The organism is Pseudoalteromonas sp. MQS005 (assembly GCF_001661605.1).
Taxonomy (GTDB): domain Bacteria; phylum Pseudomonadota; class Gammaproteobacteria; order Enterobacterales; family Alteromonadaceae; genus Pseudoalteromonas; species Pseudoalteromonas tetraodonis.
Genome location: NZ_LYRQ01000064.1, coordinates 1 through 23,011, shown reverse-complemented (window position 1 = coordinate 23,011; position 23,011 = coordinate 1). Strand labels below are relative to the sequence as shown.

The 23,011-nt window shown below is 41.3% G+C and carries 21 protein-coding genes; 16 read left to right on the top strand and 5 right to left on the bottom strand.

Features of this window, described 5'->3' with window-relative positions; all coding sequences use genetic code 11:
* Positions 1-451 precede the first annotated feature (451 nt).
* Positions 452-1,948, top strand: coding sequence for a bifunctional ADP-dependent NAD(P)H-hydrate dehydratase/NAD(P)H-hydrate epimerase (locus A9479_RS17305; RefSeq protein ID WP_064664114.1), 1,497 nt, complete (start codon positions 452-454; stop codon positions 1,946-1,948).
* 56 nt (positions 1,949-2,004) lie between these two features.
* Here A9479_RS17305 and rnk read toward each other — a convergent pair whose 3' ends face one another.
* The 4 genes from rnk to A9479_RS17285 form a co-directional block, all read right to left on the bottom strand.
* A complete protein-coding gene (gene rnk, locus A9479_RS17300; protein ID WP_024601929.1) occupies positions 2,005-2,418 on the bottom strand; it encodes a nucleoside diphosphate kinase regulator in 414 nt (137 codons plus the stop codon).
* A 178-nt stretch (positions 2,419-2,596) separates the two neighbouring features.
* Positions 2,597-4,243, bottom strand: a complete 1,647-nt coding sequence (groL, locus tag A9479_RS17295; protein ID WP_013466037.1) for a chaperonin GroEL — start codon at positions 4,241-4,243, stop codon at positions 2,597-2,599.
* A 49-nt stretch (positions 4,244-4,292) separates the two neighbouring features.
* Entirely contained in the window at positions 4,293-4,580 is a 288-nt protein-coding gene (locus tag A9479_RS17290; RefSeq protein WP_008113511.1) for a co-chaperone GroES, read from the bottom strand.
* 109 nt (positions 4,581-4,689) lie between these two features.
* The gene (locus A9479_RS17285; RefSeq protein WP_064664113.1) at positions 4,690-5,169 is read right to left on the bottom strand and encodes an FxsA family protein; all 480 of its coding nucleotides are present in this window, start codon (positions 5,167-5,169) and stop codon (positions 4,690-4,692) included.
* A 240-nt stretch (positions 5,170-5,409) separates the two neighbouring features.
* Here A9479_RS17285 and cutA point away from each other — a divergent pair, with 240 nt between their 5' ends.
* From cutA to A9479_RS17210, 15 genes are all read left to right on the top strand, one after another.
* Complete coding sequence (gene cutA / locus A9479_RS17280) at positions 5,410-5,730, top strand: divalent-cation tolerance protein CutA (protein ID WP_013466035.1); 321 nt, start codon at positions 5,410-5,412, stop codon at positions 5,728-5,730.
* Positions 5,730-7,535, top strand: coding sequence for a protein-disulfide reductase DsbD (locus A9479_RS17275; protein ID WP_064664112.1), 1,806 nt, complete (start codon positions 5,730-5,732; stop codon positions 7,533-7,535). Before cutA ends, A9479_RS17275 begins: the two co-directional genes overlap by 1 nt.
* 229 nt (positions 7,536-7,764) lie before the next feature.
* On the top strand, positions 7,765-8,217 hold the full coding sequence (gene aroQ, locus A9479_RS17270; protein WP_013466033.1) for a type II 3-dehydroquinate dehydratase: 453 nt from the start codon (positions 7,765-7,767) through the stop codon (positions 8,215-8,217).
* A gap of 33 nt (positions 8,218-8,250) precedes the next feature.
* Positions 8,251-8,712: an acetyl-CoA carboxylase biotin carboxyl carrier protein gene (accB, locus tag A9479_RS17265; RefSeq protein WP_024601932.1), complete on the top strand. Its 462-nt coding sequence runs from the start codon at positions 8,251-8,253 to the stop codon at positions 8,710-8,712.
* A gap of 26 nt (positions 8,713-8,738) precedes the next feature.
* Positions 8,739-10,079, top strand: coding sequence for an acetyl-CoA carboxylase biotin carboxylase subunit (gene accC / locus A9479_RS17260; RefSeq protein WP_013466031.1), 1,341 nt, complete (start codon positions 8,739-8,741; stop codon positions 10,077-10,079).
* Between the two features lie 126 nt (positions 10,080-10,205).
* Positions 10,206-10,673: a tRNA (adenosine(37)-N6)-threonylcarbamoyltransferase complex ATPase subunit type 1 TsaE gene (tsaE, locus tag A9479_RS17255; RefSeq protein WP_013466030.1), complete on the top strand. Its 468-nt coding sequence runs from the start codon at positions 10,206-10,208 to the stop codon at positions 10,671-10,673.
* A gap of 28 nt (positions 10,674-10,701) precedes the next feature.
* Entirely contained in the window at positions 10,702-12,045 is a 1,344-nt protein-coding gene (locus tag A9479_RS17250) for an N-acetylmuramoyl-L-alanine amidase (protein ID WP_024601933.1), read from the top strand.
* Between the two features lie 29 nt (positions 12,046-12,074).
* Positions 12,075-13,901 carry a DNA mismatch repair endonuclease MutL gene (gene mutL / locus A9479_RS17245; protein ID WP_064664111.1) on the top strand — a complete coding sequence of 609 codons (1,827 nt, stop codon included), beginning with the start codon at positions 12,075-12,077 and terminating at the stop codon, positions 13,899-13,901.
* A gap of 10 nt (positions 13,902-13,911) precedes the next feature.
* On the top strand, positions 13,912-14,829 hold the full coding sequence (miaA, locus tag A9479_RS17240) for a tRNA (adenosine(37)-N6)-dimethylallyltransferase MiaA (RefSeq protein ID WP_082918351.1): 918 nt from the start codon (positions 13,912-13,914) through the stop codon (positions 14,827-14,829).
* Positions 14,830-14,910: 81 nt separating this feature from the next.
* Entirely contained in the window at positions 14,911-15,174 is a 264-nt protein-coding gene (gene hfq, locus A9479_RS17235; RefSeq protein WP_013466026.1) for an RNA chaperone Hfq, read from the top strand.
* Positions 15,175-15,190: 16 nt separating this feature from the next.
* The gene (gene hflX / locus A9479_RS17230) at positions 15,191-16,480 is read left to right on the top strand and encodes a ribosome rescue GTPase HflX (protein WP_064664109.1); all 1,290 of its coding nucleotides are present in this window, start codon (positions 15,191-15,193) and stop codon (positions 16,478-16,480) included.
* A 100-nt stretch (positions 16,481-16,580) separates the two neighbouring features.
* The gene (gene hflK / locus A9479_RS17225) at positions 16,581-17,750 is read left to right on the top strand and encodes an FtsH protease activity modulator HflK (protein WP_064664108.1); all 1,170 of its coding nucleotides are present in this window, start codon (positions 16,581-16,583) and stop codon (positions 17,748-17,750) included.
* A gap of 5 nt (positions 17,751-17,755) precedes the next feature.
* Entirely contained in the window at positions 17,756-18,634 is an 879-nt protein-coding gene (gene hflC, locus A9479_RS17220) for a protease modulator HflC (protein ID WP_013466023.1), read from the top strand.
* Between the two features lie 209 nt (positions 18,635-18,843).
* The gene (locus A9479_RS17215) at positions 18,844-20,157 is read left to right on the top strand and encodes an adenylosuccinate synthase (protein ID WP_013466022.1); all 1,314 of its coding nucleotides are present in this window, start codon (positions 18,844-18,846) and stop codon (positions 20,155-20,157) included.
* Between the two features lie 124 nt (positions 20,158-20,281).
* Positions 20,282-20,920: a tetratricopeptide repeat protein gene (locus A9479_RS17210; RefSeq protein WP_013466021.1), complete on the top strand. Its 639-nt coding sequence runs from the start codon at positions 20,282-20,284 to the stop codon at positions 20,918-20,920.
* Between the two features lie 132 nt (positions 20,921-21,052).
* On the opposite strand, the gene A9479_RS17205 is transcribed toward A9479_RS17210, so the two are convergent.
* Positions 21,053-22,912 (bottom strand): sodium:proton antiporter, encoded by a 1,860-nt coding sequence (locus A9479_RS17205; protein ID WP_013466020.1) that lies wholly within the window; start codon positions 22,910-22,912, stop codon positions 21,053-21,055.
* Between the last annotated feature and the right edge of the window lie 99 nt (positions 22,913-23,011).

The following is a 23,011-nucleotide window of genomic DNA, read 5'->3' as shown; positions in this document are numbered from 1 at the left end:
GTAGTGAAACGAAACAGCGCCGATGATAGTGTAGCATTTGCTATGTGAAAGTAGGACATTACCAGGCTCCAAATACAAGAAAGCCCGATTCAAAAGAGTCGGGCTTTTTTACGTCTGGAATAAAGTAAAAAGAAGGTTCGAGGTGAAAGTTATTAGGTTAAAGGAAGAGAATTGACCAGAACCGAGCCCACGACATTCTACTGCGCTGTCGCTACGAAGTAGAGCACCGACTCCAAATACAGAAAAGTGCAAAGCATCCGGCTTTAAGTAAAAAATAAGCTCTTCTTTACACTGATCTCCTATTACTTATTATTGTATGGTGATCCTCGTTATACAAAATTAATCCTTCCAAAAATAAAAAGCCTCATAAATTACTTAACTATGTTTTACTTGAAAAAGAATTTATTAAGCCCAAAATGAAATTAGGTATTTTTATTAAATTGAGCTTTTTATGTCATTACTACTAACGTCATCTAAGTGCGAGCAATGGACCTATTTATCAAAACAAGTAAAAGAGTATGAAGAACAAGCAGTCCATGCTGAGGGCGCTGATCTATACACGCTGATGCAGCGTGCCGCGGAGGCTGTTTTTTGCTGTTGGAAAACCTTTAATGCAAAGCAGACGTTAGTTATTACAGGTAATGGAAATAATGCCGGAGATGGTTATGAGGTAGCTCGGTTAATTAAACAAGCAGATAGGCATGTAGTTGTTTGTGCTATTAATCCGGATAAAGTCTTATCTGGAGATGCAGCAAAAGCGCAAAAAAAATGGATTAATGCGGGTGGTCAACTATGTGACTTTTCGCAGGAAGTACTTGATGAGTGTGATGTCATAGTTGATGCATTGCTTGGGACAGGTTTAACTAATAACGTGCATGAAAAATTTGCTGAAATGATTAAAGCAGTTAATCAAAGTGCAAAACCTATCCTTAGTATTGATGTACCATCAGGTATTAATGCAGATACTGGCTGCCCCCACGGTGCAGCCATTATGGCAACTAAAACTGTTACACTAGTTGGGATAAAGCAAGGGCTCACAACAGCTACAGGGAAGCAGTATGCGGGGGAATTGCACTTCGATGATTTAGGCGTTGGCGAGCAATTTATGAAATTAGCCACACCTTCAGCTCAGATTATTAATATAGACAGCTTTAAACCTTTGCCTGAGCGCTTGGTGAGTAGTCATAAAGGCAGTCATGGTAAATTATTATGTATAGGTGGAAACCATGGCTCTGCAGGGGCTATTAGGTTAAGTGCGGAAAGTGGATTAAGAGCAGGTGCTGGAATGGTAAAAGTATATACCCATGAAGGTGCCGTTTTACCTGTGAGTATCGGGCGACCAGAGCTTATGGTAACTAGTGAACATTTGGATGATGCTTTAGCGTGGTCAACGTGTGTAGTTATTGGTCCTGGTTTAGGTCAAGATGAGTGGGCTCAAAAAACCTTTGAGCAAGTTATCCGCTATTGCCAACAATATAATATGCCTACTGTTATTGATGCAGATGCCTTAAACTTATTAGCTAAGCAATCTTCTTCTTATAAATTAAGTAATACCGTGCTAACGCCTCATCCCGCAGAGGCTGCACGATTATTAGACTTAACTACCACTGATATTGAAGCTGACCGTTTCTATTATGCTCGACAATGTGCAATTAACTTTCATGCGACCTCTATTTTAAAGGGGGCAGGTACGCTAATTGATAACACAGAGTATACTTGGGTATGTGAAAATGGTAACCCCGGTTTGGCTGTAGGAGGCAGTGGTGATGTGCTTAGCGGGATAATTGGGGCGTTAATGGCTCAAGGATTAAATACCAGTGAGGCAGCATGTTATGGCGTTGTGTTACATGCAAAGGCGGGTGATATAGCCTGTGAACAATCAGGGCAAAGAGGAATGTTAGCCAGTGATTTATTTGCGCATGTAAGAGCACTGATCAATCATAAATAGTAAAAGCAGCAGTGACTGGTTGTGCTAGCTAATGTCTTCGCTGCTTGTTTTGGCTACTATCTGTGAAGCTCACCAGCTCTTTCAGGCTGATAAGTTACCTCTTTAATAGTTACTGTTATTAACCCTCCGCCTGGCTTTGGCCATTCAATTTGATCTCCTTGTGAAAGGCCAAGTAATGCACTACCAACAGGGGCTAAGATTGATATTTTGTTACCACTTGAGTCAATATTCTTCGGGTAAACAAGCGTTAAAGTAAACTCCTCACCTGTAGACTCAACAACAAAGTTCACTGTTGAATTCATGGTTACCACGGTTGAGGGAACTTCGTGTGGCTCCACTATGTTAGCTCTACCAAGTTCTGCTTCAAGTTCTTTTTCACCCGCAAAACTGTTCGCAGGTAATGATTCCATTAGCGCATACAATCGATCTGCATCCAGTGATGAGATGATTATTTCAGGTTTAGTATTCAACTTAATATCCTTAATCATGTTAAATAAAATTTACTCTGGGTATAGCTTGCAGGAACTCAGTTGCATTGGAATACACTGAGATAATTTTATTGTTGTCTTAGTGAATTTATTTTATCTCTATTGCTAAAAACCCAGCCGAAGCTGGGTTTTTATTTGAGCTAGGTGTGTGAGGGAATGATTACATCATGCCGCCCATACCACCCATGCCGCCCATGCCACCCATATCAGGAGCGCCCGCTTCTTCTTTAGGAATTTCAGCGACCATTGCTTCTGTGGTGATCATTAGTCCGGCAATCGATCCTGCAAATTGTAATGCAGAACGCGTTACTTTCGTTGGATCTAGGATACCCATTTCAATCATGTCGTTGTATTCGCCAGTGGCTGCATTGTACCCGTAGTTACCTTCGCCGCCTTTAACTGCGTTAATAACAACAGATGCTTCGTCGCCTGCGTTTGTAACGATTTGACGAAGTGGTGCTTCCATCGCGCGAAGTGCCACTTTAATACCGTGGTTTTGGTCTTCGTTATCGCCTAGTAAGTCTGCTAATTTGCTAGCAGCACGCACTAAGGCAACACCGCCACCTGGTACAACACCTTCTTCAACCGCTGCGCGAGTTGCATGTAATGCATCTTCAACACGGTCTTTTTTCTCTTTCATTTCAATTTCAGTAGCGGCACCTACTTTGATTACTGCAACACCGCCAGCTAATTTAGCCATGCGCTCTTGTAGCTTTTCTTTATCGTAGTCTGAAGTCGCTTCTTCAATTTGTGCTTTGATTTGTGCAACACGGCCGTTAATACCGTCTTCTTCACCAGCACCATCAATGATTGTTGTATCGTCTTTAGTGATTACTACGCGTTTAGCAGTCCCTAAGTCTTCAACTGTTGCTTTTTCAAGCTCAAGGCCGATTTCTTCAGAAATCACAGTACCGCCAGTTAAAACCGCGATATCTTGTAGCATTGCTTTACGACGATCGCCAAAACCAGGTGCTTTAACCGCTGATACTTTTACAATACCACGCATGTTATTAACTACCAGTGTCGCTAACGCTTCACCTTCAAGGTCTTCTGCGATAATTAGTAGAGGTTTACTTGCTTTAGCAACCGCTTCTAATGTTGGTAATAATTCACGGATGTTAGATATTTTTTTATCTACAAGTAAGATAAATGGGTTATCTAGTTCAACCGCGCCTTTTTCAGCGTTGTTGATAAAGTATGGAGATAAGTAACCACGGTCAAACTGCATGCCTTCTACAACATCTAGTTCGTTTTCTAGTGATTGACCTTCTTCAACCGTGATTACACCAGTGTTACGGCCTACTTTCTCCATTGCATCAGCAATGATTTCACCAATTTCTTTATCAGAGTTAGCTGAAATAGTACCTACTTGTGCAATCGCTTTAGTATCAGCACATGGAACAGAAAGCGCTTTAAGTTCTGCAACTGCAGCAATGATTGCTTTATCAATACCGCGCTTAAGATCCATTGGGTTCATACCCGCAGCAACTGCTTTAAGACCTTCGTTTACAATAGACTGAGCAAGCACAGTTGCGGTAGTAGTACCGTCACCAGCAGCATCATTTGCTTTAGACGCTACTTCTTTAACCATTTGTGCGCCCATATTTTCAAACTTATCTTCAAGTTCGATTTCTTTTGCTACAGATACACCATCTTTGGTGATCACTGGAGAGCCAAATGATTTGTCTAATACAACGTTACGACCTTTAGGGCCTAATGTTACTTTTACTGCATTTGCTAGAATATTTACGCCAGTTAGCATTTTTGCACGTGCGTCGCCTGCAAACAGTACTTCTTTTGCTGCCATATTTAATTTCCTCTAAATTCTTAAAATGTGTGTTAAACGAAAAGTAGGTTTAGCCTACAATGCCTAAAATATTGTCTTCACGCATGATCAGGTACTCTTGACCTTCGATCTTTTCTGTTTTTTCAACATATGAGCCAAATAACACAGTGTCACCGGCTTTCACTTCTAATGCTCGAACGTCACCGTTTTCTAAAACGCGACCATTACCTACGGCAACAACTTCTCCGCGAGTTGATTTTTCAGCTGCAGAGCCAGTTAATACAATACCGCCAGCAGACTTGGTTTCTTCTTCTAGACGCTTGATGATTACGCGATCTTGTAAAGGACGAATGTTCATGTTTTTAGTTCTCCTAACAGTTTCTGAACAGTACAGAAAAAAGTGTATCTAATTTGCTTTCATTAATGGGGGTGGAGTGAAAAATTCCAAGAGAAAAAATGATAAATTTTTAATCTTTTCGCTCGTATTCACCATCTATGGTCTTAGGGCGGTTTTCATCTTGCTCGTGATGCATTGATTGATGAGTTTGCGAAAACCCTGAAGTGCCAGTTTGATGCATGCTAGCGCTCATTCTTACAGTTGCTTGACTAGCAAGTCCTGCAGCTAATTTGTTACGAATAGCAGGGGTAAGGAGTAGTAAGCCAAATACATCTGTCATAATGCCGGGTGTTAATAAAAGTACCCCTGCAATAATTACGCAAATACCGGTAAACAATTCTTTAGCAGGCATTTGTCCTTGAGCCATTTGCACTTGTACGTTTTGTAGTGCGCCCATTCCTTGCTGTTTCACCATTTTCGCACCCACAATCGCGGTTAGTACCACTAAAGCGATTGTTGCGAAGCCACCTATCACGTCACTAACCTGAATTAGTAAGGCAATTTCAATAATAGGGATGATGATAAACAGCAAAAATAAAATTCTAAACATAAGACTCTCTAAAAAAATGACACTTATTAAGGTGCTAATGAAATATAAGTGAGGGTTGTCGGGTCTATTTTCAAGCTAATAAGAGTAAGTAATAAACGTTAATGTTAGTAAAGTTATAGGTAGCGGGTCTAAATCAATTTACTGCAAAGACCCAAAATGCAGACAGAGTTCGTGTCTACACATTATACCCGCTATCAGCTACTATGGGGCTAGACCCCCGTAAACAAGTAAAGGTTCACTATGACAACGCAATTTAAACTTATTTTTACCACTTGCAAAGATAACGATGAAGCCCGTTTATTGGCTATGGCGCTAATTGAAAAGAAATTAGCCGCTTGTGTAAATATTTTACCGGCCATGACTTCTATTTACATATGGGAAGGTGAAGTAGCTGAAGCAACTGAAGTAAAGCTGCTAATTAAAACTAAGGCTGACAAAATGAACGATGTATTTTTAACCTTAAAAGATCTTCACAGCTACGAAGTACCAGAAATACAAGTTGTTGATGTGGCAACGGGTAACTTGGCTTACTTTAATTGGATGGACGAGGTGCTTCATTAATGCGCTTTATTTTATTTTTTTTATTAAGCGTATTAATGGCGCCTGCTTGGGCAGCACAAAATACCCTTGATGATTTTCTAAAACCGACTCAGCACACATTTTTACCGGTAAATGAAGCGTTTGTATTTGATTTTGACCAGCAAGGAAGTACGTTATTTGTTGGTTGGGATATCGCTGATGACTATTACCTATATAAAGATAAAATAGAAATTATTGCCAAAGGTGCCAGCATTGACGTGCCTGAGTTGGGCGCTGGTGAAATAATTGAAGATGAATTTTTTGGCAAAACTGAGGTGTTTTTTAATTCTCTTAGCGTTATCAGCAAACTAAGTAATGTGAGTGAAGATGGCGTTGTTAAGGTGCGTTATCAAGGCTGTGCAAAAGCAGGGCTGTGTTATCCACCTGAAATCATCAGCATTCCATTAAGTGTACTGGCAAGTGAAACTAATACTAATGACAATACCGCAGCAAGCAGTGCATTTGCAGCACTTAGCCAATCTGCAGAAAAACCAGCAACTGCATCAACACCTGATAAAGAGCTCACATTTACAGAGCAGTTAGCTAGCCAAAGCTTAATGGTTAACTTAGCTATTTTCTTTGCCGTGGGTGTGGGTTTGGCATTTACACCGTGTGTATTTCCGATGTTCCCTATTTTATCTAGCTTAATTGCGGGTCAAAAGAACCTATCTACCAAAAAAGCATTTGCCCTATCATTTGTTTATATTCAAGGTATGGCGGTTACCTATGCAGCATTAGGGCTTGTGGTTGCTGCGTTAGGCGGGCAAGTGCAAGGCTATTTACAGCATCCATATGTATTAATTAGCTTTAGCTTATTATTTGTACTGCTGGCTATGTCGATGTTTGGTTGGTATGAAATAAAGTTACCCAGCGGCATGATGAACAAGCTAACCCAAGTGAGCAACAACCAAAAAGGCGGTAATTATATTGGGGTGTTCTTGATGGGGGTTTTATCAGGGCTTATTGCATCTCCTTGCACTACAGCGCCTTTATCAGCCGCATTATTATTTGTGGCACAAAGCGGCGATTACCTAGTCGGCGGGCTAACACTTTACGTACTTAGCCTAGGAATGGGCTTACCACTGTTATTATTAGGTACATCGGGAGGTAAGCTATTACCTAAAGCTGGCGGCTGGATGGAACAAGTTAAAACTTTATTTGGTTTTATTATGTTAGTTGTGCCACTTATTTTGCTAGAGCGCATTATAGATATTGAAATTATTATGCTTATGGCAGGCTTATTAGCTATCGCCACAGCGCTTTATTTCCATTATTGGCAAAGCGCCCAAGCACAAGGTAAATTAAAAACCTTATTGTGGTTTATGGCTGTTTTATTAGTGCTTACCGGCTTTAATTTAACCAAAAACTATTTTTGGCCAACACAAGCCGTGAGTTTACAAACAACCTCGCAAAACAATGAGTTTAAACATGTTGCCAATTTAGCTGAGCTTAAACAAGCCGTATCACAATCAAATAGCGAAGGGCGCATGGTTATGGTGGACTTATACGCTGACTGGTGTGTAGCGTGTAAAGAGTTTGAGCATTACACCTTTCCCGACCCGCAAGTACAAAGTGAGTTTAGCCATTACCAACTGATTCAAATTGACTTAACCCAAAGCGATAATGAAACAATTGAGCTAATGGAAGCATATTCAGTGTTTGGTTTACCGAGTATTTTATTCTTCAATACTCAAGGTGAAGAGCTAAGTGCACAACGTGTTACTGGCTTTTTAAATGCGGATGATTTCGCTAAGCACCTTGCTGCAGTGCGTGCCAGCGCTGAATAACCATTCTATATGGCACAACATGATTGTTAATGTTGTGCCATTATTCCCCCTTAAGATTCGTCCCCAAAATAGAGATTAGACCAGTATTTTGCTGCTATTTACTTCGAAATCACTATAATAGTTGGTTAACGTGAGAAATTGTTGCTATCTTACTTTTTTCAGCTTACTTTTTAGTGAAAAATTAGTTAGTAACCGCTTAACTCATTACTTATAGGATATATCGCGTATTATGGCTGCAAAATTAAAGATTTTAGTTATAAATGGCCCAAATTTAAACATGCTAGGAAAGCGTGAGCCCGATAAGTACGGTTCGCACTCTTTAGAGCATATTATGAGCGAGTTAAACAGCGCTGCTAATAGTTTAGATGTGGCGTTAACGCATTTTCAAAGTAATAGTGAGCAGGCGCTCATTGAACGCATTCATGATGCTTGGCAAGCGGTTGATTACATCATTATTAACCCTGCTGCATTTACGCACACAAGCGTCGCATTACGTGATGCATTGCTAAGCGTTGATATTCCGTTTTTTGAAGTGCACTTAAGTAATGTGCATGCACGTGAAACGTTTCGCCATCATTCTTATTTTTCTGATGTGGCGCAAGGCGTTATTTGTGGATTAGGTGCAATGGGCTATCACGCTGCTTTACATGCAGCGGTGAGCCGATTGCAAAACTCAAACTAAATTTAAACTAACAAACTAATAGGCGGGTCGTTTATGGATATTCGCAAGATCAAAAAACTAATTGAATTAGTAGAAGAATCAGGTATTGCAGAACTAGAAATCACTGAAGGTGAAGAATCAGTACGTATTAACCGTAACAACATGAGTGCCGGTCCTGCATACGCGCAATTTGCTCCACAGCAATATGCTCCAGCACCCGCTCCTGCGGCTGCACCAGCAGCACCTGTAGCAGAGTCTGAAGCACCAGCGGCAGGTCCTACAGGACACCAAGTTAAATCACCTATGGTAGGTTCTTTTTACGCAGCAGCTTCTCCAGAAGCGCCAGCATATGTTGAAGTCGGTTCACAGGTTAAAGTTGGCGACACATTATGTATCGTTGAAGCAATGAAAATGATGAACCAAATTGAGTCAGATAAAGCCGGTACAGTAAAAGCTATTTTAGTAGAAAACGGCGAGCCAGTAGAATTTGATCAACCTTTATTCATCATTGAATAATAGCGCAACGTAAAAGGCCAACTCTCATGTTAGATAAAGTAGTCATTGCAAACCGAGGTGAAATTGCACTTCGTATATTGCGCGCCTGCAAAGAGCTTGGGATCAAAACGGTTGCTGTGCATTCAACGGCGGATCGCGATCTTAAGCACGTATTACTAGCAGATGAAACCATCTGTATTGGTAAACCAGCAGCAACTGAAAGTTACTTAGACATTCCACGCATTATTGCCGCAGCTGAAATAACTGATGCGGTCGCTATTCACCCAGGTTATGGTTTTCTTGCTGAAAATGCCGACTTTGCCGACCAAGTTGAGCAAAGTGGCTTTGTATTTATTGGTCCTCGTGGCGACACTATTCGCCTAATGGGCGACAAAGTATCAGCTATCGAAGCGATGCGTAAAGCCGGTGTTCCATGTGTGCCAGGTTCTGATGGTCCGGTATCGGATGATAAAGAACGCAACATGCAAATTGCTAAGCGTATTGGTTACCCGGTAATTATTAAAGCAGCTGGCGGCGGCGGTGGTCGTGGTATGCGTGTTGTACGCAACGAGGCTGAGTTAATCAACTCGATTGCGCTTACGCAGCAAGAAGCTAAGCAGTTCTTTGGCAACAGCATGGTTTACATGGAAAAATTCCTTGAAAACCCACGCCACATTGAAGTGCAAGTATTGGCCGATGGTCAAGGTAACGCGGTTCATTTAGGTGAGCGTGATTGTTCAATGCAACGTCGCCACCAAAAAGTAGTGGAAGAGGCGCCAGCACCAGGGATTACTGCAGAAGTACGTAAGTTCATTGGTGAGCGTTGTACACGTGCGTGTATCGAAATTGGTTATCGTGGTGCAGGTACGTTTGAGTTTTTATACGAAAACGGCGAGTTTTACTTCATTGAAATGAATACCCGTATTCAGGTTGAACACCCAGTGACTGAAATGGTTACCGGTGTGGATTTAATCAAAGAGCAGCTAAAAATTGCCGCTGGTCAGCCATTATCATTCACTCAAGACGACGTTGTTATTCGTGGCCACGCTATTGAGTGTCGTATTAATGCTGAAGACCCTGAAACCTTTATTCCATCACCAGGTAAGATTACCCGTTTTCACCCAGCTGGTGGTTTAGGTATTCGTTGGGACAGCCATATTTATGCTGATTACACGGTACCGCCACATTACGATTCTATGATTGGTAAGCTGATCACTTACGGTGAAAACCGTGATGTTGCTATTGCTCGCGCTCGTAATGCATTGAATGAGTTGGTAATCGACGGTATTAAAACGAATACGCCATTGCATAAACGCATTCTTGCAGATGAAAACTTCAAAAACGGTGGTACAAATATCCACTACCTTGAGAAGAAATTAGGGCTGTAAAGTCTATGCTAATTAAAAACCGGCTCAGGCCGGTTTTTTTATCTTTAAAAAAGAGGCAGTATCACCTTAAATAAATAATCTGGTATGATTAACAAATATGCGCTTTTCGTAAATTTTGAGGTAATCATGTCGTGTAGTTTTGATTTTCATTTAGTCGATGAAAATGCCACTGTTGCTATGGGTAATAAATTAGCTGCCATAATAGAACAGGGCGCAGTTATTTATTTGCATGGTGATTTGGGGGCCGGTAAAACGACATTTACTCGCGGTATAGTGCAAGGTTTTGGTCATACAGGTAAGGTTAAAAGTCCCACTTATACACTTGTTGAACCTTACGAGCTTGTGCGTGGCAATGTCTATCATTTTGACTTATACCGATTAGGTGACCCAGAAGAGCTTGAATTTATGGGAATTCGTGATTATTTTTCAGAAACGGCAACTTGTATTGTTGAATGGCCGGAAAAAGGCGGAGAATTTATTCCTGTTCCCGATCTAAATGCTACGCTAAGTTATGTAGGTGATGAGCGTAAAATTGTTATTAACAGTGCGAGTGAGCGTGGTGTAGCAATTGTCGAAAAACTAAATAATAGATAATAAAATAGTTAAGGCAGTGATTATCAAAATGAGTCGTGGTTTAGTTAAACTTTTTATTTACCTCATGGTTTTTACAGTGAGCTTGCCATTGTGGGCGCAAAACACTATTAATAGTGTGCGTGTCTGGCCATCCCCTGATAGCACCCGGGTGGTGTTTGATCTCGACGATAAACCCGATTTCAGCTACTTTATGCTAAAAAATCCAAGCCGTTTAGTGGTTGATTTAGAAAACACTGATGAGTTGAAAACATTGCCAGGTGTGCCACCAAAACACCAAATTGTTAGTAAGTTACGTTACTCAAAACCTAAAAATAAACACAGCGTGCGTTTAGTGTTTGAATTAAATGGGCCAGTTAAACCGGTTATATTTGCACTAGCCCCCACAGGCCCTTATAAAAATAGATTGGTGGTAGATTTATACGATAAAAGCCAAGCTAAAGGTGCAATTACCCCTGCGCAAACGGCGGCTAAAAAACGCCAATTAAGCCAAGAGCGCGATATTGTAATTGCTATTGATGCAGGGCATGGCGGTGAAGACCCTGGCTCCATTGGCCCTTCAGGTACTTACGAAAAAGACATCACTTTACAAATAGCCAAGCGTTTAGAGCGGATGATTGATGCTGAGCGCGGTATGATCTCGCGTATGGTTCGCAGTGGCGATTACTTTGTAAAACTTAATACACGTACTAATCGTGCTCGCCAGAAAAAAGCCGATTTTTTTGTTTCTATTCATGCTGATGCGTTTACCAGTCCAGGACCCAATGGGGCTTCGGTATGGGTGTTGTCGTTGCGACGCGCCAACTCAGAAATAGGTAAATGGATTGAGGATAAAGAAAAGCACTCTGAGTTACTAGGCGGGGCCGCTGATGTTATTAAAGATGCTGCTAATGAAAAGTACTTAGCGCAAGCCTTGCTTGATATGTCGATGGATCACTCCATGAAAACCGGTTTAAACGTGGCTGAGGAAGTAGTTAAAGAGCTACGAAAGGTGGCTAAACTTCATAAAAAAGAGCCGCAACATGCCAGCCTTGCAGTATTAAAGTCGCCAGATATTCCGTCTATTTTGGTTGAAACTGGGTTTATCTCTAATCCACGTGAAGAGCGACTGCTTAAAAGTGCCAATCATCAAGAGCGCTTAGCTAAAGCCATGTTTACCTCAATTAAAAATTACTATTTACGTAACCCGCCTGACGACTCACTGTTTGCGTCATTAAAGTCTCAATACCCAACAAAACATAAAGTACGTCCTGGTGAGTCACTGAGCATGTTGGCAGGTCGATATGGCGTGAGTATCAGTAAAATAAAACAAGTTAATAAGCTCAGTTCAAATACGCTATTTATTGGTCAGGAACTTGATATTCCTCAGAGTTAATTTTAAAAGCGCACACATTTAAGGTTGTTATGAGTATTGAAATATTACCTGCGCGCTTAGCAAACCAAATTGCGGCGGGTGAAGTTGTTGAGCGTCCCGCATCGGTGGTTAAAGAGTTAGTAGAAAACAGCCTTGATGCAGGCGCGACACGTATTCAAATAGATATTGAACGCGGGGGCCACAAGTTAATTCGTATTCGCGACAATGGAGCGGGTATTGCAAAGAGTGAGCTCACATTAGCGCTCTCTCGCCATGCAACCAGTAAACTAAAGTCCTTAGACGACCTAGAAAATATTTGTTCTCTTGGTTTCAGGGGGGAAGCCTTAGCATCTATTAGTTCGGTATCTCGCTTAACCTTAAGCTCTAAACCCGAAAATCAAGAAGCTGCGTGGCAAGCCTTTGCACAAGGCCGAGATATGGCCGTAGAGGTAAAGCCGGTTGCTCACCCAAGCGGTACCACAATTGAAGTTAAAGATTTATTTTTTAACACCCCAGCGAGACGTAAGTTTTTACGCACTGAAAAAACCGAATTTAGTCATATTGATGAGCTTATTAAGCGTATTGCGCTGAGCCGTTTTGATGTATCAATTATATTAACCCATAATGAAAAAGTGGTGCGCCAGTATCGCGCTAAAACTGATCCCGCTCAAGCGATTACGCGAGTCGCACAAGTGGCGGGTAAAGCGTTTGCTGAGCAAGGATTGCATATTCAATCGGGTGAGACTGGGTTGCAACTACACGGCTGGGTATTGCCGGTGGGATCGGCTAATACTACTCAGTATACCTATGTAAATAATCGTATGATGCGCGACAAACTTATTCTGCATGCTATTCGTCAAGCATTTGAAGAGGTCAGTGGCGAGCAAGAACTTCCCGGATTTGTGATTTACATTGATATAGACCCACGCCAAGTGGATGTTAACGTGCACCCGGCAAAGCATGAGGTACGGTTTCATCAAGGTCGTTTGGTACATGACTTTATTTTACAAGCTATTAAACAAGTTGTGGTGCCACTTCAAGCTGAGTTTGTTAATTCGCCAGCCGCTCACGCTCATCATTCACCAGTTACATCGTTTAACCAAGAACACACTTCCAGTAGTGAACTTTTTGATTATCCTAAGTCTTCATTACAACCAAGTCATTCGCCATCTACAAGTAATGCCTCTTATAGTGGCGGTCGTCAAGGTGGGGGGAGACAGGTGCGTACTGAAAGCCAAAATTACCATGATGTGAATGCGTTTTATCAGGGCGTGAATGAGCAACAAGCGCAGCACTTTGATACTGCGGCAGCATTTGTACAATCTAATGAGACGCAAGTATCAGATACAGCACTGCGCACTGTCGATATAATAAGCATTGAACAGGGCGTTTGCGTGTTCAATAATGAAAATCAACTTTATTGTTCGCACTTTAAATACGCATTAGCGGATGATTGGAATACACAAATAAAAGAGCACGGCAGCCTTGAAGGTAAAGCACTCCTATTGCCTGTGCGTGTTAACGTATCAAAACAAGACACGGCGCTTCTTGCTGCTCAGCAGTCTTGGTTTACCTTACTAGGTTTTGAGTTATTAATAGAAAAGCAGTTTGTTATGGTAAAGAAGCTGCCTACAAGTCTGTACTTATTAGATGTAAGTGCTGCAATAGATGTATTGCTTGAGGGATGTAAGGCTAAGTTAGCAAGTATTGATGAATGGCTACAATGGCAGGTAAATATAATTCCCGCACGGTTCTATGCGAGCAATGTCTTTTTAGAGCAGCAAGCGCGCTTACAAAATAATCCGCAAACAATTGAACGCTTGCGAGAAAAAGCAGTTAAAATAGATCTAAACTCTTATCTAACGCAATTTAATTAAGGTATTCGTGTTGAGTAATTTACCGGTCATATTTTTAATGGGCCCAACCGCTGCTGGTAAAACAGCATTGGCAATTTCACTGTGTGAGTCTTTAAATACTGAGATTATTAGCGTTGATTCTGCGCTTGTTTATAAAGGTATGGATATTGGTACGGCTAAGCCTGATGCCGACGAATTAGCTCGTGCCCCACATCATTTAATTGATTTACTTGATCCGAGTGAAACGTATTCGGTTGCTGATTTTAGACGTGATGCTATAGAAAAAATTGATAAATTTCATCAACAAGGTAAAGTGCCTGTATTGGTTGGAGGTACAATGATGTACTTCAAAGCGCTAATTGATGGGTTGTCGCCATTACCTGAGGCCGATGCAAACGTTAGAGCCGAACTAGAAACACAAGCTAAAGAGCATGGCTGGCCTTATTTATACAAAGAGCTGGTTAAAGTTGATCCGCAAGCCGCACAAAAGATGAGTGAAAATGATTCGCAGCGAATTAATCGTGCTTTGGAAGTTTACCGTATAACAGGTAAAACGATGACTGAATTGCAAAAGCAAAAGCAGCCAGCATTACCCTATACTTTTCATCAATTTGCAATTGCACCCGATGATCGCAGTGAATTACATCATCGAATTGAAGAAAGGTTTAAAATAATGATTGAACAGGGGTTTGAAAAAGAAGTTTCGACCCTATATCTACGTGAGGATTTACATCCCAATATGCCTTCTATTCGTTGTGTAGGTTATAGACAGATGTGGGATTACCTTGCGGGTGAAATTGATCATGATGAAATGATTTTTCGCGGCATTGCAGCCACACGTCAATTGGCTAAACGTCAATTAACGTGGTTAAGAAGCTGGCCTGATGTTACATGGTTAACAACAGGTGATGAAGAAAACTTGCATCGTGTAGTAAGTTCGCTAAGCTAGTAGTAGTTGGACAAAATTTATCTTTGTTAAATCAGTTCAGCCACTTAATTATAATAACACCTAGAACGAAGGAATAATAACATGGCAAAAGGCCAATCGTTACAAGACCCATTTTTAAATGCACTACGCCGTGAGCGCATTCCAGTATCAATTTTTTTGGTAAATGGCATAAAATTACAAGGTAAAATTCAGTCATTTGACCAATTTGTAATTTTACTGGAAAACACTGTTAATCAAATGGTGTATAAACATGCAATTTCTACAGTTGTACCTGCACGCGCAGTCAACTTCCAAGGTGTTCAGGGAAATGAAGACACTGAAGAACCTGAAGCTGGAAACTTTTAAATTAGGAGCGTAATGCTTGTTTGACCGCTATGAATCTGGCGAACAGGCAATTTTAGTCCATATCGACTTACCTAAAGAGGGGGATCGTGAAGATCTCCACGAATTAGAAATGTTGGTATCTTCTGCTGGTGTTAGTAGTTTGGCGGTTGTGCAAGGCAGCCGTCAAGCACCACATCCGAAGTTATTTGTCGGTACCGGCAAAGCAGAAGAAATAGCTGAAATTGTCAAAATCCACAATGCCGATGTTGTCATTTTTAACCATCAGTTAAGTCCGTCTCAAGAACGTAATTTAGAGCGTGTTTGCCAATGTCGGGTGTTTGATAGAACCACACTTATCCTTGATATTTTTGCTCAGCGCGCACGTACTCACGAAGGTAAACTTCAAGTTGAGTTAGCGCAGCTTCGTCATATGTCGACTCGTTTAATCCGAGGTTGGACCCACCTTGAACGCCAAAAAGGCGGTATTGGTTTACGTGGTCCTGGTGAAACGCAGTTAGAAACCGATCGACGTTTATTACGTGCACGTATTAAAAATATACGCGCCCGTTTGGCTAAAGTTGGCGTACAACGTGAGCAAGGTAGACGAGCACGTACTCGTAATGAGATCCCAACGGTTTCTTTAGTGGGCTATACTAATGCGGGTAAATCAACCTTATTTAACCGTATTACAAATTCTGATGTGTATGCCGCTGATCAGTTGTTTGCAACACTAGACCCAACCTTACGCAAATTAGATATTGGCGATGTTGGTTCGGTTATTTTAGCGGATACTGTAGGGTTTATTCGCCACTTACCGCATGACTTAGTGGCTGCATTTAAAGCAACGCTGACAGAAACGCGAGAGGCTGATTTACAATTACACGTGATAGATGTAGCCGACCCTCGTCGAAAAGAAAATATTGAACAGGTACAAGAAGTACTCAAAGAAATAGAAGCTGATGATGTACCGCAATTACTTGTATACAACAAAATTGATGCGCTGGATGATGTAACCCCACGTATTGATCGTGATGACGAGGGTCAACCTATAAGAGTATGGCTATCGGCAAAAACTGGCGAAGGCTGTGAATTACTTAGTGAAGCTATCAGCGACTTACTCGCTAAACAAATGCTTAACGAAACACTGTTACTCGCACCGCAGTATGGGCGTTTAAGAGCATCGCTATTTAATTTAAGTGCAGTACATAACGAACGTTTTGATGAGCAAGGTAATTGGTTGCTAGATGTGCGATTACCTATGATTGAGTGGAATCGTTTGATTAAAGATTTTGGCCCAGAGATTGAAAGTTTTATTAGCTGCGACTAAAAACTGAAAGATTAATGTCGGTTTTAGTATAAGAAATGCATAAGATTTGTTAGATTTAACACAATTTCCGAATTTATTTAGATAACAATGGAGTATAGCTATGGCCTGGAATGAACCGGGTAATAATGGCAATGACAAAGATCCGTGGAATAACAAAGGCGGACGTGATCAAGGCCCACCTGATTTAGACGAGGTGTTCCGTAAATTCAGTAACAAGTTTAACGGCTTATTTGGCGGTAAAAAATCCGGCAATGGTGGCGGCGGTGGACTTGGCGGAGCCGGTATTTCATTTGTACTTATTATCGCTGCCATTGTGTGGGCGTTAAGCGGTATTTATACGGTGAAAGAAGCTGAGCGCGGTGTCGTTCTTCAATTTGGTAAGTTTGACCGAATTGCAGATCCAGGCTTGCGTTGGAAAATGACCTTTGTTGAGACGGTTATTCCAGTCGATATCGAAGCTGTTCGTTCGTTATCAGCATCAGGCTTTATGCTAACTGAAGATGAAAACGTAGTAAGCGTTGAGTTTGAAGTACAGTATCGAGTAATCGACCCATACTTATACAAGTTTAGTGTCACTAACGCTGACAGCAGCCTTGAAGAAGCATTAGATAGTGCGCTGCGTTATGTTGTTGGCCATTCAAAAATGGACCAAGTACTGACTAACGGCCGTGAAGTTGTGCGTCAAAATACCTGGGATGAGCTAAATCAAATCATCGAACCTTATAATTTAGGTTTAATCGTAACTGACGTTAACTTCAAGGATTCACGTCCGCCAATGGAAGTTAAAGATGCGTTTGATGATGCAATTGCAGCCCAAGAGGATGAACAACGCTTTATTCGTGAAGCCGAAGCGTATGCCCGTGAAATTGAACCGCGTGCGCGTGGTCAAGTAACGCGTATGACGCAAGAGGCTGAAGGTTACCAAGAGCGTATTACTTTAGAAGCGCAAGGTGAAGTGGCTCGTTTTGAGAAATTACTTCCAGAATACCAAGCAGCTAAAGAAGTAACACGCGAGCGTTTATACATAGACGCAATGCAAGAAGTATTAGGTAATAGCTCTAAAATATTGGTTGACGTTAAGGGCGGTAACAACATGATGTATTTACCACTTGATAAAATCATGGAAAAACAGGGTTCATCAACACGCGTTGCTTTACCTAGCTCAAGCGATATTAACGATTTACGTAACAAGGTAAATACGTCACGTAACAGCACTGTTAATAGTGGTAATGATCGCTTTAACAATGATCGCTTCAACGACGGGAGATAAGCATAATGAAAAACTTTAGTTTAGTAATCCTATTAGCTGCCATTGTAATGTGTTTCTCGTCAGTATTTGTGGTTTCTGAAGGCCAAAAGGCGATTGTACTTTTATTTAGTAAAGTACAAAAAGACAGCGATGATCAAGCGGTAGTTTATGGTCCAGGTCTACATCTAAAAGTGCCATTTTTTAGCCAAGTGCGCCGCATTGATGCGCGTATTCAAACGCTAGATGGCACACCGGATCGCTTTGTAACTAGCGAGAAAAAAGACTTAATTGTTGATTCGTTTGTAAAATGGCGTGTTAACGACTTTAGCTCTTTTTACCTGCGTGCACGTGGTGATAAGCAATACGCTGAAACACTGCTTAAGCAAAAAGTAAATAATGGCCTACGTACTAACTTTGGTACTCGTACTATTCGTGAAATTGTATCGGGTGAACGTAGCGAGCTGATGGAAGAAGCGTTAGTACAAGCCTCTGAAAGTGCTAGTGAGCTGGGTATTGAAGTACTTGATGTACGTGTTAAGCAAATTAACTTACCTCAAGAGGTGAGTAGCTCTATTTACCAACGTATGCGTGCTGAGCGTACTGCCGTTGCTAAAGAGCACCGCTCTGAAGGTCAGGAAAAAGCAGAAACGATTCGTGCAGGTGTTGACCGCCGTGTAACAGTAATGCTTGCTGATGCAGAACGTAATGCGCGTTCTGTTCGTGGTCAAGGCGATGCTGATGCTGCTGCGATTTACGCTAGTGCTTATAATAAAGACCCTGAGTTCTTTAGCTTTGTTCGCTCTTTAGAAGCTTACAAGCAAACTTTCAAAGGAAAGCAAGACGTGATGGTGTTATCACCGGATAGCGACTTCTTCCAATACATGAAAGGCGCGAAAGCTCAGTAATCACAGCTTTAGTTAAATTTAAAAAGCCCTGCAATTGCAGGGCTTTTTGTTATCTGAATTTTAAGTTTATAAATGACTGTTATTTATGTGATTATTAAAGAAACACTGATGTTTACTACCCGCACGAGGAAAAAATAAGCTAAACGGGGTGAACATTGCTTTAGTTTTCTGGTAAAATCTCGTCCTAATTTTCTCTAAGTGAATTTGCAATGGGTAAAAACGTTGTTGTACTAGGCACCCAATGGGGTGACGAAGGTAAGGGTAAGGTAGTTGACCTCCTTACAGATAAAGCATCTTTAGTAGTTCGTTATCAAGGTGGTCATAACGCAGGCCATACTTTAGTGATCGACGGTGAAAAGACAGTTCTACACCTTATTCCATCGGGTGTATTACGTGACAATGTTAAATGTGTGATTGGTAATGGTGTTGTTTTATCACCAGAAGCGCTAATGAAAGAAATTGGCATGCTTGAAGAGCGTGGCGTACCTGTACGTGAACGTCTTTTAATCAGTGAAGCGTGTCCGCTAATATTGCCTTTCCATGTTGCATTAGATGTAGCTCGCGAAACTGCGCGTGGCGATAAACCAATCGGTACAACGGGTCGTGGTATCGGTCCAGCGTACGAAGATAAAGTAGCACGTCGTGGTTTACGTGTTGGTGATTTATTCAATCCTGAATTATTTGCTACTAAGTTAAAAGAAGTATTGGAATACCACAACTTCACATTAGTGAACTATTACAAAGTAGACGCTGTGGACTTCCAAAAAACGTTTGATGATGCAATGGCTGTTGCTGATATTTTAAAAGCAATGGTAGTTGATGTAACTGAGCTTTTAGATCAAACGCGTAACGCCGGTGACAACATCTTATTTGAAGGTGCTCAAGGTACACTACTTGATATTGATCACGGTACTTACCCTTATGTAACATCTTCAAACACCACCGCTGGTGGCGTTGCTACAGGTGCGGGTTTTGGCCCATTACATCTTGATTATGTATTAGGTATCATTAAAGCGTACACAACACGTGTAGGTTCAGGTCCTTTCCCTACAGAGCTTTACGACGGCCTTGAGAAGCAAGACCCAGTCGGTAAGCATTTAGGTGACAAAGGTCATGAGTTTGGTGCTACTACAGGTCGTTTACGTCGTACAGGTTGGTTAGATGCAGTGGCTATGCGCCGTGCAGTACAAATCAACAGCATTTCAGGATTTTGTTTAACTAAACTTGACGTTTTAGATGGTTTAGAAACACTTAAAATCTGTACTGGTTATAAGCTTGAAGATGGCACTGTGACAAACGTGACGCCATTAGCAGCTGAAGGTTACGATAAAGTAACGCCAGTATACGAAGAAATGCCTGGTTGGTCTGAAAATACCGTGGGTGTAACATCGATTGAAGGTTTACCTAAAGCAGCAATTGATTACATTAAACGTATTGAAGAAATCACGGGCGTCCCTGTTGATATTATCTCTACAGGTCCAGATCGTGTTGAAACCATGATACTTCGTAGCCCATTTGCATAATTGGGTTTATGTTGAAAAGAAGCTGCCATGTGCAGCTTTTTTTATGTCTATAAAAAAGCATACCTATTAATAGTGGAACGATCTTTGTATATTATTTGGTAAGTTTATTTTTAAAGTGGTTAATATGCGTTTATCTTCTCGTTGCTCAGTGTGGTCATTATCACTACTTACACTTTCTTTATTTAATATAAGCAATAGCTTAGCTGAAGAAAGCCCTGCAGCTGTGCCGCTGTATACTGAATCTGAGTTAATAGCTTTAATTAATGAGAACACTCATCTAGCCCGCGTGAAGGCAGATAATTGCCAGTTAGTGCAAGATATAGAAGCACGAGCCAATAAAATGGCATTGCCGTCGTATCAATTTTTATACGGTGATATGCTTGCCTACAAGGTGTGTGTTGAGCGTGATGTAGCTCTAGGTGTGTATTACATGAAAAAAGCGGCTGAGCAGGGCTTAGCGGCAGCATTAGAGCAACTAGGTCGCTACTACGATGTTGGGCAGTTAGTCCAAAAAGACAAAGCCATGGCAATAACCTACCTCCGTGAGGCCTCAGCGCAAGGTAACTTAAAAGCGCAATTACGATTAGTGGGCTTGTTTAATCAAGGTTATGGGAGTCCAAGAGATTTCGAAGATGCTTATCGTTGGCTGTTTAACACCACGGTAGCCGATAAAGCGACACATAAAAAAATAGAGCGAGCATTAACTAAACTTGCTGAAAAAATGCCAGCCAGTGTCGTTACCCGCGCGCGCTTACCTATGTAACCTAAACTCTGGCTAGAGAAAATAAACCTAATTATGGCTATGATTTAATATGTTAGTAAATCTCTTAATCAGAGTTTAGGTTTGTAAATAAAAAAGCGAGAGTGCTTTTTTAGCACTCTCGCTTTTTAGTTATTACTCGTCTTTTTTATTGTCTTTGGCTTTATTATTGGCCGGATCTTTTAATAGCGATATTTTAGGCGGTTGCAATGCAACTACTCGTTCACCCTCTTGTGGTGGCTTTTCCATATCACTGGTAAAAGGCCTCATTTTCACTGGTGCGTCTTCATCACTGTCTTTATCCCCTTTGAGAATAAACAGTGGGATCGCTTCAGGATTCATTTCTAAATACTGCTGCCAGCTAAACTCTTCAGATATACGTGTTGCACTCACTTTACCGCCTTTGGCAATAACACTGCTTAAGCGTGCATATGCGCCGTTCTCACCAAACAGAATTTGTCGTGATAAAAACGTCGCACTGTCTTTATTTGCTTTGGCGTGCGAAGAAGAGGAACGTAGTGAAAATACATTTTTTTCATTTAATAAATGAGAGAAGTACTGCACCCCTAATGCGTTGTGGTGGCGATTAGGTGAAAGCGCTAAAACACTGCGAATCGTGGTTAAAGGTAAATAACGTTCAGCATGCTCCGATTGCGGGTTACCGTAATAACAAGGCAGGCCATCCATGCGCGCCATTCTACAGTTCTCCCAAGCAGGATCTGATAGATGAACAGGAATATTTTGCTCTTTTAAGCCACGTGCAATTGCACGCGATACATGGTTTGCACCAATGATTAAAATAGTATTAGGGGATGGTTGACGCACTCCAAGTAGTTTCGCAACAGGGATAGCCGTTAAGCTTTGCAGTACCACAGTAACAATAATAACAGTAAATATGAGTGGCACCATTTTTTCGGCATCGGCCACTCCCGCTTCCATCATACTCAGCGCAAATACTGAACCAACGGCTGCTGCAACAATACCGCGAGGTGCAATCCAAGCAAGTACTAGGCGCGATTTCATCGGTAAGTCTGTACCAAAGGTTGAAATAGCAATACACAATGGGCGGGCGATAAATAGCACAATAGCTAAAAATATAAAGACGTCGCTGTCGAGCATCATTAAATCAGAGAGTTGTAGTCTTGCGGCCAATAAAATAAATAAAGTCGAGATTAAAATCATCGACAAATCTTCTTTAAACTCGAGTACCGAATCTATTTCCAAGTCATCTTGATTAGCTAACCAAATGCCAAACACCGTCACAGCCAGTAAGCCTGACTCATGGCTTATGTGGTTTGAAATAGAAAAGCTAATTAACACTAACGCTAAAATACCAAACTTATGTAGCTCAAATGGCAGCCATTCTCGGCGCATTAGTTGCGTCGTGATCCAACCCGAAACCACACCAATACTTAAACCAACGCCAACGGTTTTAACCAGTGCAACGATAGTGTGGCTAAGTACTTCACCCTGACCAACCAGCATTACGGCTTCAAACACTAGTACTGCAAATAAAGCGCCAATGGGGTCTATTACTATGCCTTCCCAGCGTAAAATACGATCGATATCCTGGGTAGGTCGCATCGAGTTAAGTAATGGAGCAATAACGGTTGGCCCCGTAACAACAAGCACTGCGCCAAGTACTGCAGCAACTCGCCAATTTAACTCGAGTAACCAATAGGCGCTAAAACTAATAACAATACAAGTTGTAAGCATACCAATAGAGCAGAGGTTTCTGACGACTTTACTGATCCCTTTAAGTTCTCGAAAATGTAAAGTTAAGGACCCTTCGAATAAAATCACAGCGACACTCAAAGACACCACAGGAAAAAGTAAATCACCTAATAATGCATCAGGGTCTAATACGCCACTAAATGGCCCTAATAAAAGCCCTGTAAGCAATAAAAACAGAATAGCGGGTACTCTAAACGCCCAAGCGACCCATTGGGCTAACACTGAGCACAGTGCAATACCGGCTATATAAATTGCTGACATAGAGTAAAAACTCCTTAATTTTAATAATGTTTAAAAGTATAACGGTTACCAACCAGTAATACAGTGGGTATACACGTGTAAATTAAATTTAGCTAATAA

What these genes read in the sequence shown, in the direction of transcription:
- A9479_RS17305 (WP_064664114.1), top strand. Translation starts at nt 452, where the DNA reads ATGTCATTACTACTAACGTCATCTAAGTGCGAGCAATGGACCTATTTA.
- groL (WP_013466037.1), bottom strand. Translation starts at nt 4,243, where the DNA reads ATGGCAGCAAAAGAAGTACTGTTTGCAGGCGACGCACGTGCAAAAATG.
- A9479_RS17290 (WP_008113511.1), bottom strand. Translation starts at nt 4,580, where the DNA reads ATGAACATTCGTCCTTTACAAGATCGCGTAATCATCAAGCGTCTAGAA.
- A9479_RS17285 (WP_064664113.1), bottom strand. Translation starts at nt 5,169, where the DNA reads ATGTTTAGAATTTTATTTTTGCTGTTTATCATCATCCCTATTATTGAA.
- cutA (WP_013466035.1), top strand. Translation starts at nt 5,410, where the DNA reads ATGACAACGCAATTTAAACTTATTTTTACCACTTGCAAAGATAACGAT.
- A9479_RS17275 (WP_064664112.1), top strand. Translation starts at nt 5,730, where the DNA reads ATGCGCTTTATTTTATTTTTTTTATTAAGCGTATTAATGGCGCCTGCT.
- aroQ (WP_013466033.1), top strand. Translation starts at nt 7,765, where the DNA reads ATGGCTGCAAAATTAAAGATTTTAGTTATAAATGGCCCAAATTTAAAC.
- accB (WP_024601932.1), top strand. Translation starts at nt 8,251, where the DNA reads ATGGATATTCGCAAGATCAAAAAACTAATTGAATTAGTAGAAGAATCA.
- accC (WP_013466031.1), top strand. Translation starts at nt 8,739, where the DNA reads ATGTTAGATAAAGTAGTCATTGCAAACCGAGGTGAAATTGCACTTCGT.
- tsaE (WP_013466030.1), top strand. Translation starts at nt 10,206, where the DNA reads ATGTCGTGTAGTTTTGATTTTCATTTAGTCGATGAAAATGCCACTGTT.
- A9479_RS17250 (WP_024601933.1), top strand. Translation starts at nt 10,702, where the DNA reads ATGAGTCGTGGTTTAGTTAAACTTTTTATTTACCTCATGGTTTTTACA.
- mutL (WP_064664111.1), top strand. Translation starts at nt 12,075, where the DNA reads ATGAGTATTGAAATATTACCTGCGCGCTTAGCAAACCAAATTGCGGCG.
- hfq (WP_013466026.1), top strand. Translation starts at nt 14,911, where the DNA reads ATGGCAAAAGGCCAATCGTTACAAGACCCATTTTTAAATGCACTACGC.
- hflK (WP_064664108.1), top strand. Translation starts at nt 16,581, where the DNA reads ATGGCCTGGAATGAACCGGGTAATAATGGCAATGACAAAGATCCGTGG.
- hflC (WP_013466023.1), top strand. Translation starts at nt 17,756, where the DNA reads ATGAAAAACTTTAGTTTAGTAATCCTATTAGCTGCCATTGTAATGTGT.
- A9479_RS17215 (WP_013466022.1), top strand. Translation starts at nt 18,844, where the DNA reads ATGGGTAAAAACGTTGTTGTACTAGGCACCCAATGGGGTGACGAAGGT.
- A9479_RS17210 (WP_013466021.1), top strand. Translation starts at nt 20,282, where the DNA reads ATGCGTTTATCTTCTCGTTGCTCAGTGTGGTCATTATCACTACTTACA.
- A9479_RS17205 (WP_013466020.1), bottom strand. Translation starts at nt 22,912, where the DNA reads ATGTCAGCAATTTATATAGCCGGTATTGCACTGTGCTCAGTGTTAGCC.